A 13863-nucleotide genomic window follows, 5' to 3' on the forward strand; every position below is an offset into this window, starting at 1 on the left:
GCGCGCGCTCGTCGGAACCGCCCAGCACACGCTGGAAAGACGCAATTGTAATGTTATATCCTGTCACGCCGACCGAACCTCGTACGTGGCCCCTTCCCCCACTACCCGCCTGGCCTCCATCGACCAGCTGCGCGGCACCGTGATGCTGTTGATGTTGCTCGACCACGTGCGCGAGACCTTCTTCCTGCAGCACCAGGTGAGCGACCCGATGGACGCGGCGACGGTCTCCCCCGCGCTGTTCGCCTGCCGTCTGCTGGCCCACCTGTGCGCACCCGTGTTCGTCCTGTTGACCGGCCTGTCGGCCTGGCTGTACGGCCAGCGCCAGGCGGATCCGCGCCGGGCCACGGCCGCGTTCCTGCTCAAGCGCGGGCTGTTCCTGGTCGTGCTGGAACTGACCCTGGTGAATTTCGCCTGGACCTTCCAGCTGCCGCCGGAAACCCTGTACCTGCAGGTGATCTGGGCCATCGGGCTGAGCATGATCGCGCTGGCCGGGCTGCTTTGGCTGCCGCGCCCGGCGCTGCTGGTGCTGGCAATCGCGGTGGTGGCCGGGCACAACCTGTTCGACGGCGCGCGGGTGCAAGGCAATGGCCTGCTGGCGGTGCTGTGGAAAGTGCTGCACCAGCGCGACTGGATCGAGGCCGGCGCGCTGCGCCTGCGCACCTCCTATCCGGTGCTGCCATGGATCGGGGTGATCGCCCTGGGTTATCTGTTGGGACCGTGGTTCGCCCGCGAGCGCGACCCGACGCAGCGCCAGCACTGGCTGCTGTGGGCAGGCGTCGGTGCGCTGGCCATGTTCGCGCTGCTGCGGTTCGCCAACCAGTATGGAGATGCACCGTGGCAGTACCAGACCAGCGCGTTGCGCACCTGGATGAGCGTGCTCAACATCACCAAGTACCCGCCGTCGCTGCAGTTCCTGCTGTTGACCCTGGGCGTAGGGCTGTTGCTGCTGCGCCTGTACGAATGGCCGCCACTGGCGCGTGCGCTGCGCCCGCTGGCCGATATCGGCGCCGCGCCGATGTTCTTCTACCTGCTGCACCTGTATGTGCTGAAGGCGCTGTACCTGGGCGCGCTGGCGGCCTGGGGGCCGACCCATGGCGAGTTGTATGCCCTGGATTCGGTCAGCGACCTGCTGCTGGTGGCCTGTGCGCTGGCGGTGGTGCTGTACCCGCCGACCCGGGCATTCGCGCGGTTCAAGGCGCGAAGGCGTGACCTGGCGTGGTTGCGGTACCTGTGATCGCCCAGGCCAGTCCGGCAATCCACGCATGGCGTGGATCTACTGAAAGCGGATCGGGCCACAGGCCTATAATTCCGCGATGAATTCCACCGCTATCGCTTCCGACGACTTCCTGGGTCACCCCAAGGGCGTCTATGTCTGCTTCTTCACCGAAATGTGGGAGCGCTTCTCCTTCTACGGCATGAAGGCGCTGTTGCTGCTGTACCTGACCAAGTACCACCTGTTCGGCGACAAGGCCGGCCTGGACCTGCTCGGCGCCTACGGTGGCCTGGTGTACTGCATCCCTGTATTCGGCGGCATGCTGGCCGACCGCTGGCTGGGCATGCGCCGGGCCGTGCTGTTCGGCGGCATCCTGCTGGTACTCGGCCACCTCGGCATGGCCTTCGAAGGCCACGCTGCGTACCGGGTGAACGGCGAAGTGGTGCGCGACACCTCGGCACTGGCGGTGACCTACCTGTCGCTGGCGCTGATCATCATGGGCGTCGGCTTCCTCAAGCCGAACATCTCCACCATTGTCGGCAAGCTGTACGCCAAGGACGATCCGCGCCGCGATTCGGGTTTCTCGCTGTTCTACGCCGGCATCAACCTGGGCGCGCTGTTCTCATCGCTGGTGTGCGGCTTCCTCGGCGAGGCCTACGGCTGGAAGTACGGTTTCGGTGCGGCCGGCATCGGCATGCTGGCCGGCCTGGCAATGTTCCTGTGGGGCCAGAAGTACCTGCAGGGCCACGCCGAGCCGCCGCAGCCGGCGGCGTTGAAGCAGAAGGTGCTGGGCCTGCCGCGCGAATGGCTCATCTATCTGTGCGCGGTGCTCGGTGTGTTGCCGGTGGCGTGGCTGATGTGGGCGGCCGGCAACGGCGCGTTCGCGCTGGGCGGTGAAATCAGCCTGGCACTGATGTTGATGGTGGTGGTGCTGGGCGGCGTGCTGGTCTGGTTCGCCTGGTTCACCGGCAGCAAGTGCACGCCGGTACAGCGCCAGCAGATGATCGCGCTGATGGTGCTGATCTTCATGGCGCTGGTGTTCTTCACCATGTACGAGCAGTCCTACGGCTCGTGGGTGACCTTCACCGACCGGCTGCTGACCAAGGACATCGTGCCCTCGCTGGTGATCACCGGCGGTACGCCGCTGCCGTGGTCGATCCTCTCACTGCTGCTGGCACCGCTGGGCTTCGTGGTCAGCGCGCGGTTGTCCGAGCGTCGTCCGGGTTCGGCTGCGCCGCGCACGTTCTTCGCCGCCATCGTCGTGCTGATGCTGGTGCTGCTGGTGCGCGACTGCCTGGTGATTCCGCAGACCGCCGGCTCGCTCACCTATCTCGGCGGCCTGTTCCTGGTGCTGCTGGCACCGGCCTTCGCCGCGCTGTGGACGTGGATGGACCGCCGCGGCTGGGAACCGGGCAAGCCGGTCAAATCAGCCTGGGGCCTGGTGATCGGCGCACTGTCGTTCGTGCCGCTGGCACTGGCCGCGCAGCAGGTTGGCGCCACCGGCGAGATGGCCAGCGTGTGGTGGCTGGTGCTGGCCTACTTCCTGCTGGCCAGTGGCGAGATGTGCCTGTCGCCGGTCGGCCTGTCGGCGGTGACCCAGTTGGCCGTGCCGCGGGTGATGAGCCTGATGATGGGCACCTGGTTCCTGGCCACCGCCTTCTCGGAGACGCTGGCCGCGCTGTTCGGCAAGCTGGCCGCGATCGAGGTGCCGGAAGGCGAATCGCTGGACATGGTGGCCGCCGCCGGTGCCTATGCGCATCTGTTCTGGCTGCTGATGTGGATCGGCCTGGGCTGTGCGCTGGCCGCTTTCATTGCCGCGCCACTGTTGAAGAAGATGATGCACGGGGTGAAGTAAGCCCACGCACAGGCAGGAACCGGGGCGGCGGTTGGATCATCCGCCGCCCTTTGCGTTACGGCGCCCTGCCCTTGCCGTCCGCAGCCGCAGTCGTGGCGGTCTTGCCACCCAGGCTGCGCGACAGGAAGGCCAGCAGCTTGCCGTAGTACTCGCTGCGATGGGCCTGGGTATAGAAGCCGTGCCCTTCGGTCTTGTAGTACAGGCTTTCCACCGGCGTACCGGCACGCTTGAGCGCCGCTTCCATGCGCTCGGTGTGCTGGATCGGGGCGCGCTTGTCCTGACCACCGGCCGCCAGGAACACCGGCACCCTGATCCGCTCGGCCAGGTTGACCGGCGAGACCGCGCCCAGCGTGGCCGGATCACCCAGCCACTCGCGCAGGTAGCTCATTCCGGAATCGCGGTCCCGGATATCGCCGCCAGTAAACATCAGCGGCAGGTCGTAGACGCCCACATAGCCGGCCGCGCACTGGTACAGCCCCGGTTCGCGCGCGGCGCCCATCATCGCCGAGTAGGCACCGTAGCTGGCACCGTAGATGCAGATGCGCCGGGCATCGGCGATGCCTTCGCTGATCGCCCAGCGCGTGGCGTCGGTCACGTCGTCCTGCATCGCGCGCCCCCACTGTTTCAGTGCTGCCCGGCTGTGGGCACGGCCGTAGTTGCCCGAGCCGCGGAAATTGATCTGCAGCACGGCGTAGCCGGCAGCGGCCAGCAACTGGTTCTCGTGGTCGAAACCGCCGTTGTCGAATATCCCGATCGGCCCACCATGCGGCACCACCACCATCGGCAGGTCACGGCGAGTGCTGCCATGCGGGACTGTCAGGAATCCATGGAGCTCCAGCCCGTCACGCGCCTTCAGCAGGACCGGCCGCACCGACGCAGTGCTCTCCGGATCAATCCATTCGCTGCGCGCCATCAGGAAGCGCGCCTGGTTGCGGTCGCGGTCGTAGAGGTAGAACTCGCCCGGATTGGAACCGGACCCGGTTTCCACCAGCAGCCGGCGACCGTCGCGGGTACTGGAGGTGATGAATACTGCACGCCCGGGGAAGGCCGCCTCCAGGCTGCGGTACAACCGTGCCTCGTCCGAGCTTTCGTCGAAGAACCGGGTATGCGGCGTGTTTCCCAGGAACAGCGCACCGACCGGCACGGTGCTGCCCGGGCTGCGGATCAGTCGTGCCGGATCGACAACCTCATCGCGCAGCACGACCTTGCGCTCCTGCGTGGCCGGGTTCCAGCTGACGATGGCATCGGGGCCGCTGGGCTGCTCGCTGAGCAGGTAGGCCAGCTGGCCGTCGGCGGAAAAGCCCAGCGCCGCCTCGCTGCGACCACTCCGTTTCTCATCGTTGACCAGCGCCCAGTCGCCACCGTTGCGGTGGTAGAGCCGATGGACGTTGTCAGTACCGGCGCCCTGTACGAAACGTACGTCGCCGCAGGCATCCACCACATAGGAGGCACCCGGCATCGGCGCGCGGGCCAGCAGCCGCTGCTTGCCGCTTGCCAGTTCCAGCTGGGCCGCATAACCGTTGGCATCCAGCCGCGATCCGCCTAGTGCGATGACCACGTGCGCATCGTCGCCAGGCAGGGCGTCACTGAGGAACGCCGCGGCCGACGTCCGGTACTTGAGCCGCACGCGCAGGCCAAGGTCGCGGTAGCCCACCAGTAGTTCCGGTCGTCCGGTGCGTGCATCCAGTGTCAGCAGCTCGCCGGTGGCCCACGGCGCATCGCGGGTACCGAACTTCTGCGCCAGACCGAACATCACCTGATCGTTGTTGACCCAGTGCAGGCCGAAGACATGCGAATTGAGTGGTGGGCGCAGGTTGCCCACCGGCGTGTTGTCGTCCGTACGAAGGATGATCACAGCGGTGAAGCCGTCCGCAGGCACGGTCGCGGCCAGATAATCGCCCCCGGGAGACAGCATGACATCGCCGAACTTGTCCGCTCGCACATAGGCGCCCAGATCGATCGCAGCAGCGGTTCCACACCACAATCCCGCCACGACGATGGCGGCCAGCCAGCGCTTGTGCATCCTTCTCTCCCCCTGCCTGAACCCCTTGTCCCGGCTGGCCGATTCTAGGCAGGCCAGTGCCCGGCCCGCCAGTGGCGCACAAAAAACGACGGCACCGTTGCCGGTGCCGTCGTTACCACTACCTTGGAGAGAGAGTCAGGACGTGGGTTCGGGGGGCGTGCGCCGGGTCAGTGGACCCCGCGCACCGCCAACGTGAGGGCCAGGATGCTGAGGATCACCGCGATGGTGCCGTCGAGCACGCGCCAGGTGCTGGGCTTGGTGAACAGCGGCGCCAGCAGGCGCGCGCCCAGGCCCTGCGCGGTCAGCCACAGGCAACTGGCGGTGACCACACCGGCAGCGAAGGCCATGCGGGCGTTGCCGAAGTTCTCGGCGATCGAACCGATCACCATCATGTCCAGCCAGAAGTGCGGGTTGATCAGCGAGAAACCGACCGCCGCCATCAGCACTGCGCGGCGGCTGCCGTCGTCGCTGTCAGCCTCGCCCATGCCGCCGCCACCGGCGATCGCGCGGCGCGCCGACTTCATCGCGTACCAGGCCAGGAACGCCACGCCCGTCCACAGCACGGCGGTGGTCAGCCACGGCAGCGCCGAAGTGAGCGTGCGCAGGCCGGCCACGCTGGCAAAGATGAAGATCGCATCGATGGCCGCACAGGTGGCGACCACCGGCACAATGTGCTTGCGCAGGATGCCCTGGCGCAGGATGAAGGCGCTCTGGGCGCCGACCACGGCGAACAGGCCGATGCCGGTAGCTGCACCAGAGAACCAGGCACCGAGGCCGGTGCTGGCGGAGATGACCGAGAACATGGGATTCACTGCCTTTACTTGCTTGGGGGGACGGTGCCTCGCGAAGGCGGACAGCACCGGAACGAGCGCCATTGTCGCGCCGCAACATGAAAAAGACGAGCTAAACTTCCTAAACCAACATTAGCGGAGCTTAATTCGATGCGTATCGACCATGCCCAGCTGCGCGCCCTGGCCGCAGTGATCCGCGAAGGCAGCTTCGACCGCGCCGCGCAGTCGCTGAATGTCACCCCGTCCGCCATCTCGCAGCGGGTCAAGGCGCTGGAGGACCGGATCGGCCGACTGCTGGTCAAGCGCGGCACCCCGGCCACCGCCACCGCCGAGGGGCAGTTGCTGGTACAGCTGGCCGAGCAGACCGCCCTGCTCGAGCACGATGCGCTGCACCGGATGGGCCTGGCCGATGAGGACCTGCCACAGGCCAGCATCCCGGTGGCGGTGAACCACGACAGCCTGGAAACCTGGTTCCCGCAGGCGGCCTACCAGTTCGCGCAGACCACCGGCACTACGCTGGACCTGCGCGTGGAGGACCAGGACCACACCGTGGAGCTGCTGCGCCAGGGCACGGTGCTGGGCGCGGTGACCACCCTGGACGAGCCGGTGCAGGGCTGCCAGATCCATGCACTGGGCAGCATCCGCTACGCCGCCACCTGTACCCCCGAGTTCCGCGAGCGTCATTTCGCCAAGGGCGTGACCGCGCAGGCGCTGGCGCAGGCCCCGGTGCTGGTGTTCAACCGCAAGGACGACATGCAGTCGCGCTTCGCCCGGCGCATGGCCGGCGACGACCTGCCCAGCACCGCGCCGACCTGGTGGATTCCGTCCACGCGCGCCTTCGTGCAGGCCAACCTGGGTGGCATGGGCTGGACCATGAACCCATTGCCGCTGGTCAAGCGGCACCTGGACGCAGGCCGCCTGGTCTACGTGCGCCAGCGCGCATGGGAAGACGTGCCGCTGTACTGGCAGCACTGGAAGGGCGACGTGCAGACCATGGCGCTGCTGACCCGCGCGGTGCTGGATGCCTCCTCCGCGCTGATCCGGCGCAAGCGCTGAAAAGGGGACGGAGGGGATTAAGTCGTATAAGGCCCAAGCGACACATCGGGCAAAGACGACTTAATCCCCTCCGTCCCCTTTTTGCTCCATCCAATCTCCATCAACCCTCCACACCGGGTCCATGCGTGATGCGGATACTGGCGGCCCAATCACTACAAGGGTGTCCGGTATGCCGATAGCCGTGCGCGATGCGCGCCCCGAAGATGCCGCCGCCTGCATCGACCTGCGCGGGCGCACCCGCGAAAACGCCTTCAGCGCCGCGCAGTTGGCAGAGCTGGGCATCACCGAGGACAGCTGGGCGGCCGGCATCGCCCAGGGCGATTCGATCGGCCGCGTCGCCTGGGAGGGCGAGCGCATGGCCGGCTACTGCTTCGCCGACCGCGACAGCGGCGAGGTGCTGGTGCTGGCCCTGCTGCCCGAGTATGAAGGCCGCGGCATCGGTCGGCAGCTGCTGCAGGACGTGGTCAGCCTGACCCGCGATGCCGGCCACCAACGCCTGTTCCTGGCCTGTTCGGCCGACCCACGCTCGCGCTCGCATGGCTTCTACCGGCGCCTGGGCTGGCGCCCGACCGGGCAGGTCGACGAGGCCGGTGACGAGATTCTTGAGCTGGTCTGAGTGAAGCTGTCGCCAGGGATGGCCTGACGCTGGCAAGGCTTCGTTCGCCGGGCATCACCCGGCGCTAGCGGGTGAGGACGGCGCGAAACGCCGGATGCTGCGTTGCATCAAAAACAGACCGGATCCGGTTAGAATCGCATGTGGATGCTGCAAGGCGTTGTTTCTTCACGCCCTTTCCCTGTCCCACGCGCATCCTGACCCCTTCCCCTCCGCCAACGATCCCGCCCCCATGAAGAAATTTGGCAAGGCTCTTCTCGCCCTGCTCGTGCTGCTGTTGCTGGCCGCCGCGCTGTTCCTGTACTGGCCGCTGACCCAGCGCTCGGTGCCCGCCGCCAGCAACGACAAGCCCGTCGACGTTGTGCTGGTCGGCGCCGGCATCATGAGCATCACCCTGGCCACCTACCTGCAGGAACTGCAGCCGGACTGGAACATCCAGGTCTACGAACGCCTCGACGGCGTCGCCGGTGAAAGCTCCGACGGCTGGAACAACGCCGGCACCGGCCACTCGGCCTTCGCCGAACTGAACTACACCCCGGAACTGCCCGACGGCAGCATCGAGACCAAGCGCGCGGTCGGCATCGCCGAATCGTTCGAGGTCTCGCGCCAGTTCTGGTCGCACCAGGTGAAGGAAGGCCGGCTGAGCCAGCCCAGCGACTTCATCAACCCGACCCCGCACATGAGCTTCGTCTGGGGCGATGACAACATCGCCTACCTGCACAAGCGCCAGCAGGCCCTGGTGAAGAATCCGCTGTTCTACGGCATGCAGTACTCCGAGGATCCGGCCCAGATCAAGCAGTGGGCCCCGCTGCTGATGGAAGGCCGTGACCCGAAGCAGAAGGTTGCCGCGACCTGGATGCCGCTGGGCACCGACGTCAACTTCGGCGTGATCACCCGTCAGCTGACCGCCGGCCTGCAGCGCAGCCCGAACTTCAGCCTGCATCTCAACCACGAAGTGAGCGCGCTGCGGCAGAACGCCGACAAGAGCTGGAACGTGACGGTGAAGGACCTCAAGGCCGGCACCGAGTCCACCACCCACGCCCGCTTCGTGTTCATCGGTGCCGGTGGCGCTGCACTGAAGCTGCTGCAGATGTCCGGCATTCCGGAATCGAAGGACTACGCCGGCTTCCCGGTCGGTGGCCAGTTCCTCGCCTTCCAGGGCCAGGACGTGACCTCGCGCCACGGCGTGAAGGCCTACGGCATGGCCGAGACCGGTTCGCCGCCGATGTCGGTGCCGCACCTGGATGCGCGCAAGCTGGACGGCAAGCCGGTGGTCCTGTTCGGGCCGTTCGCGCTGTACAGCACCAAGTTCCTCAAGCACGGCTCGTGGTGGGACCTGTACTCGTCGGTGAACCACAACAACGTCGGCCCGATGCTGGAAGTGGGCAAGGACAACCTGGACCTGGTGCAGTACCTGATGGGCCAGGCGCGCCTGAACGATGCCGACCGCCAGGCCGAGCTGGTCAAGTACTTCCCCACTGCCAAGCCGGGTGACTGGAAGCTGGTCACCGCCGGCCAGCGCGTGCAGATCATCAAGCGTGATCCGCTGAAGGGCCCGGTGCTGCAGTTCGGTACCGAGATCGTGACCGACAAGGACCACACCCTCGCCGCCCTGCTCGGCGCTTCGCCGGGTGCGTCGACCTCGCCGCCGATCATGCTGGACCTGATGGCCAAGGCCTTCCCGGACCAGATGAAGGCCGGCTGGGAAGCCCGCCTGCGCGAGATCGTGCCGTCGTACGGGCGCAAGCTCAACGACAGCGCCGCGCTGGTCAACGAGATCCGTACGCTGACCAGCCAGACCCTGCATCTGCCGTATCTGGAGGTGCCGGTGGATGCGAACGCGGCATCGCCTGCTGCGGCTGCAGTGCCGGCAGCGGCCAAGGAAAAGCGCAACGCCAACGAGGAACTGCAGGCGCTGTAAGCCCGCAGTTTGGTTTCGATGGAGACGGACGGCCACCTTCGGGTGGCCGTCTGTTTTTGTGCGAGGTGGGTCGGATCCCTTCCGCACGGGAGGGCTCTGACCTGCACCTGGGCGCCGATGATGGGGTCAGAGCCCATTGCCTGCGGCGACGGGATCCGACCCCGGCCCGCCACTGCTTTGCGCCGGAAAGCCCTTGCGAATGACGCGAATTGTAATAGTGTTAAGAATTATTTACATTTGCGTCCTGTGCAGTGATCGCACCTCCCCAGATGGACCTGACCGTGCCCGAAGCCGCCGCCCCGGGTGCTGGACGACTGTTGCCGCCCTTCCCCGCTTCCGAGCCTCGAGCCCACCATGTCCCTGATCCTCCGTAACCGCCTGCCCCGCCGCGCGTTGCTGCCGGCTGCCCTGCTTTCGTCGCTGACCCTGCTGGCCGCGCCCAGCGCGTTCGCCGCCGCCGATGGCACTGCCGATGCCAAGACCCTGGACCGGGTCAGCGTCCGCGCCGAACAGTCCGCACCACCGTCGAGCACCACGCGCCTGCCGATCACCCTGCAGGAGACCCCGCAGTCCGCCACCGCCATCAGCCTGCAGCGCCTGCAGGACGAATCACTGTTCAGCATCAACGATGTGATGCGCAATGTGACCGGCGTGAGCGTGTCCTTCTATGACACGCAGCGCCCGCTGTACTACGCGCGCGGCTTCGCCATCACCGACTTCCAGGTCGATGGCATTCCCACCTACAGCGGCTCCACCAACCAGGAGTACGACACCGCCTTCTACGACCGTATCGAAGTGATCCGCGGCGCCAACGGCCTGCTCAGCGGCGCCGGCGTGCCGTCGGCCACGGTCAACCTGCTGCGCAAGCGCCCGGGCAAGGAATTCGATGCGTCGTTCGCGGTCAGCGCCGGCAGCTGGGACTACCGTCGCATGGAGGCCGACGTGACCGCGCCGCTGACCGCCGACGGCCGCTTCCGCAGCCGCGTGGTCGCCGCCTACACCGAACGTGGCCTGTATTACGACCGCTACGACGAGAACAAGATGGCCGGCATGGCGGTGCTGGAAGGCGACGTCACCGACAGCACCACGATCACCCTCGGTTACCAGAGCCAGGACAACAACCCCACCGGCTCGACCTGGGGCACCGTGCCGTTCTTCGACAACCAGGGCCATTTCGCGCACCTGCCGCGCTCGACCAACCTGTCGCCGAAATGGAGCTACTGGAAGCGCGAGAGCAACACCGCCTTCGCCAACCTGGAACAGCGTTTCGGCGACAACTGGCTGTTGAAGATCAACACCGCCTATACCCGTGGCAACGTGCAGAACGTGCGCCTGTACGGCACCGGCAACCCGGACCCGGTGACCGGCGCGGGCATCTACCTGCGCGCGGCCGCCGGTGATTCGAAGGACACCCGCCGCAATGTCGATGCCTACCTGACCGGCAGTTTCGATCTGTTCGGCCGCGACCACGACGTGACCCTCGGCGCACAGTGGTCGGACCTGGAAGGCACGACGAATACCCTGGCACTGAACTTCCCGAGCGACTGGGCGCGCTGCGGCGGCGAGCGCTGCTACTACATTCCCAACGTGTACAACTGGAACGGCGACATCTCCGAGGTGACCTACCGCCGCACCGGCGCGCGCCGCGTGGCCAAGACCACGCAGAGTGGCGTCTACCTGGCCACCCGCCTGCGCCTGGCCGATCCGCTGTCGCTGATTGCCGGCGCACGCCTGAGCCGCTGGGAAACCCTCACCCGCTCCTACAACGCCGCTGGCGCCTACACCGGCACCAGCGGCGCGTACAAGGTGAGCGATGAAGTCACTCCCTACGTGGGCCTGGTCTACGACATCACCCCGAACGTGTCGGCCTATGCCAGCTACACCGAGATCTTCAACCCGCAGAACTTCAAGGACCGCAACGAGAACCTGCTGGCACCGGTGCAGGGTTCGAACCTGGAAGCGGGCATCAAGACCCAGTGGCTGGACGGCCGCCTGACCGCCAACGCCGCCGTGTTCGAGGCCAAGCAGGACAACTACGCCGTGCGCGACATGGGCGTGCCGGAAGGTTCGCTGAGCGATGGCACCTCCGCCTACATCGGCGTCAACGGCACCAAGGCACGCGGCTGGGAAGTGGACGTCAACGGCGAGATCCTGCCGGGCTGGACGGTCAATGCCGGCTACACCCACGTCAAGGTCACCCGCGCGGCTACCGACCTGCTGTACGCCAACCCGCCGAAGGATCTGTTGCAGCTCAACACGCAGCTGCAGCTGCGCGGTGCGCTGGAACGCCTGAGCGTTGGCGGTGGCGTGCAGTGGCAGAGCAAGGTGCAGGGCTACAACATCGCCTATCCGCTGGGCGGCACGGTGACGGTGAACCAGCCGGCCTACATGCTGGTGCAGTTCAATGCCAACTACCGCATCAGCGACAGCTGGACCGCAACGCTGAGCGTGCGCAACGCACTGGACAAGACCTACTGGGCGAATCTGGACTACAACAACTACGGCGAACCGCGCTTCGTGTCGGCCAGCCTGCGCTGGACGTTCTGAGCAACCCGCGAACCGGTGGGTGCCTGGTGGGTGCCGACCGTTGGTCGGCACGCCCTCCGCCACGACCCACGGTCGTGGCCTACCTGAATGGGCCCGCCTCCGCGCGGGCCCTTCCTTTTGCTGCACTGCAGGTTGCGGCGCCCTTCGTAATTATGTCGTAATTACATCGACACCAATCGGAAGCCGGTCGATGAACCCGAGCTGGGATACGTTGGAACGCAGCCGCCAGGCCCGCCTGGAACGTGCCGCGCCGTGGGCCCGGGGACGCGAGGTCGCCGCCGGCGACGTAGGCGAGCTGCTGCATGCACTGCTGGAGCCAGGCGACAAGGTCTGCCTGGAGGGCAACAACCAGAAGCAGGCCGATTTCCTCGCCCAGGCCCTGGCCGATCTTGACCCGGCCCGCGTGCACGACCTGCACATGGTGCAGTCGGTGCTGTCGCTGCCGTCGCACCTGGATGTATTCGAGCGTGGCATCGCGTCGAAGCTGGACTTCTCGTTCTCCGGCCCGCAGTCGGTGCGGTTGGCCAACCTGGTGGCTGAAGGGCGCATCCAGATCGGTGCCATCCACACCTACCTGGAACTGTTCGGCCGCTACTTCATCGACCTGACCCCGCGCGTGGCCCTGGTCGCCGCGCAGGCCGCAGATTGGCACGGTAACCTGTACACCGGGCCGAACACCGAAGACACGCCGGTGATCGTCGAAGCCACCGCCTTCGGTGGCGGCATCGTCATCGCCCAGGTCAACGAGATCGTCGACACCCTCCCCCGCGTCGACATTCCCGCCGACTGGGTCAACTTCGTGGTGCAGGCGCCGAAGCCGAACCATATCGAACCGCTGTTCACCCGCGACCCGGCACAGATCTCCGAGATCCAGGTGTTGATGGCGATGATGGCCATCAAGGGCATCTACGCCGAGTACGGCGTCAACCGCCTCAACCATGGCATCGGCTTCGATACGGCGGCCATCGAACTGCTGCTCCCCACCTACGCCGAATCGCTCGGCCTGAAGGGAAAGATCTGCCAGCACTGGGCGTTGAACCCCCACCCGGCACTGATTCCGGCAATCGAATCGGGCTTCGTCAGATCGGTGCATTCGTTCGGTTCGGAACTGGGCATGGAGAAGTACATCGCCGCGCGAGGCGATGTGTTCTTCACCGGCGCCGATGGCTCGATGCGTTCCAACCGCGCCTTCTCGCAGACCGCCGGCCTGTATGCCTGCGACATGTTCATTGGTTCCACATTGCAGATCGACCTGCAGGGCAACAGCTCCACCGCCACCCGCGACCGCATTGCCGGCTTCGGTGGCGCACCGAACATGGGCTCGGACGCACGCGGCCGGCGCCATGCCAGCGAGGCCTGGATCAAGGCCGGCCAGCAGGCCGCGCGCCCGGGTGAGATGCCGCGTGGGCGCAAGCTGGTGGTGCAGATGGTGGAAACCTTCCGCGAGCACATGGCGCCGGCCTTCGTCGAGCGCCTCGATGCCTGGGACCTGGCCGAACGCGCGAACATGCCGCTGCCGCCGGTGATGATCTACGGCGACGACGTCAGCCATGTGCTGACCGAGGAAGGCATTGCCAACCTGCTGCTGTGCCGCACCCCTGAGGAGCGCGAACAGGCGATCCGTGGCGTGGCCGGCTATACCGCCGTGGGCATGGGGCGCGACCGCGCGATGGTGGAGAACCTGCGCGACCGCGGCGTGATCCGCCGTCCCGATGACCTCGGCGTCTCCGTGCGCGATGCCAGTCGTGACCTGCTGGCGGCGCGTTCGGTGAAGGACCTGGTGCGCTGGTCCGGCGGTCTGTACGACCCGCCCAAACGCTTCCGAAACTGGTAAGGGGCTGAGC

At 66.6% G+C, this 13863-nt stretch carries 9 protein-coding genes; 7 read left to right on the plus strand and 2 right to left on the minus strand.

Annotation, left to right across the window (positions count from 1 at the left end; all coding sequences use genetic code 11):
- The first annotated feature begins 85 nt into the window (after nucleotides 1-85).
- Together AC5P5X_RS07350 and AC5P5X_RS07355 are read left to right on the plus strand one after the other, a co-directional pair.
- Nucleotides 86-1234 carry an acetyltransferase domain-containing protein gene (locus AC5P5X_RS07350; RefSeq protein WP_111189234.1) on the plus strand — a complete coding sequence of 383 codons (1149 nt, stop codon included), beginning with the start codon at nucleotides 86-88 and terminating at the stop codon, nucleotides 1232-1234.
- Nucleotides 1235-1313: 79 nt separating this feature from the next.
- Nucleotides 1314-3068, plus strand: coding sequence for a peptide MFS transporter (locus AC5P5X_RS07355; RefSeq protein WP_033833344.1), 1755 nt, complete (start codon nucleotides 1314-1316; stop codon nucleotides 3066-3068).
- 55 nt (nucleotides 3069-3123) lie between these two features.
- On the opposite strand, the gene AC5P5X_RS07360 is transcribed toward AC5P5X_RS07355, so the two are convergent.
- Nucleotides 3124-5091 (minus strand): alpha/beta hydrolase family protein, encoded by a 1968-nt coding sequence (locus AC5P5X_RS07360; protein WP_495215943.1) that lies wholly within the window; start codon nucleotides 5089-5091, stop codon nucleotides 3124-3126.
- 167 nt (nucleotides 5092-5258) lie between these two features.
- The gene (locus tag AC5P5X_RS07365; RefSeq protein ID WP_005408523.1) at nucleotides 5259-5894 is read right to left on the minus strand and encodes a LysE/ArgO family amino acid transporter; all 636 of its coding nucleotides are present in this window, start codon (nucleotides 5892-5894) and stop codon (nucleotides 5259-5261) included.
- 138 nt (nucleotides 5895-6032) lie between these two features.
- On the opposite strand from AC5P5X_RS07365, the gene AC5P5X_RS07370 reads away from it, so the two are divergent.
- From AC5P5X_RS07370 to mdcA, 5 genes are all read left to right on the plus strand, one after another.
- Complete coding sequence (locus AC5P5X_RS07370; RefSeq protein ID WP_005412604.1) at nucleotides 6033-6938, plus strand: LysR family transcriptional regulator ArgP; 906 nt, start codon at nucleotides 6033-6035, stop codon at nucleotides 6936-6938.
- 169 nt (nucleotides 6939-7107) lie between these two features.
- A complete protein-coding gene (locus AC5P5X_RS07375) occupies nucleotides 7108-7554 on the plus strand; it encodes a GNAT family N-acetyltransferase (protein ID WP_005408520.1) in 447 nt (148 codons plus the stop codon).
- A gap of 229 nt (nucleotides 7555-7783) precedes the next feature.
- On the plus strand, nucleotides 7784-9472 hold the full coding sequence (gene mqo / locus AC5P5X_RS07380) for a malate dehydrogenase (quinone) (protein WP_012479432.1): 1689 nt from the start codon (nucleotides 7784-7786) through the stop codon (nucleotides 9470-9472).
- 354 nt (nucleotides 9473-9826) lie between these two features.
- Nucleotides 9827-12019: a TonB-dependent siderophore receptor gene (locus AC5P5X_RS07385; protein WP_111189232.1), complete on the plus strand. Its 2193-nt coding sequence runs from the start codon at nucleotides 9827-9829 to the stop codon at nucleotides 12017-12019.
- 190 nt (nucleotides 12020-12209) lie between these two features.
- Nucleotides 12210-13853, plus strand: coding sequence for a malonate decarboxylase subunit alpha (gene mdcA / locus AC5P5X_RS07390; protein ID WP_111189231.1), 1644 nt, complete (start codon nucleotides 12210-12212; stop codon nucleotides 13851-13853).
- Nucleotides 13854-13863: the final 10 nt, after the last annotated feature.

It is taken from the genome of Stenotrophomonas sp. YJH_SMC_91 (assembly GCF_059368495.1).

Bases quoted from the DNA above. Each gene is read 5' to 3' on its own strand.
- AC5P5X_RS07375 (WP_005408520.1), top strand. From the start codon at position 7,108: ATGCCGATAGCCGTGCGCGATGCGCGCCCCGAAGATGCCGCCGCCTGC.
- AC5P5X_RS07385 (WP_111189232.1), top strand. From the start codon at position 9,827: ATGTCCCTGATCCTCCGTAACCGCCTGCCCCGCCGCGCGTTGCTGCCG.
- AC5P5X_RS07370 (WP_005412604.1), top strand. From the start codon at position 6,033: ATGCGTATCGACCATGCCCAGCTGCGCGCCCTGGCCGCAGTGATCCGC.
- AC5P5X_RS07365 (WP_005408523.1), bottom strand. From the start codon at position 5,894: ATGTTCTCGGTCATCTCCGCCAGCACCGGCCTCGGTGCCTGGTTCTCT.
- mdcA (WP_111189231.1), top strand. From the start codon at position 12,210: ATGAACCCGAGCTGGGATACGTTGGAACGCAGCCGCCAGGCCCGCCTG.
- mqo (WP_012479432.1), top strand. From the start codon at position 7,784: ATGAAGAAATTTGGCAAGGCTCTTCTCGCCCTGCTCGTGCTGCTGTTG.
- AC5P5X_RS07360 (WP_495215943.1), bottom strand. From the start codon at position 5,091: ATGCACAAGCGCTGGCTGGCCGCCATCGTCGTGGCGGGATTGTGGTGT.
- AC5P5X_RS07355 (WP_033833344.1), top strand. From the start codon at position 1,314: ATGAATTCCACCGCTATCGCTTCCGACGACTTCCTGGGTCACCCCAAG.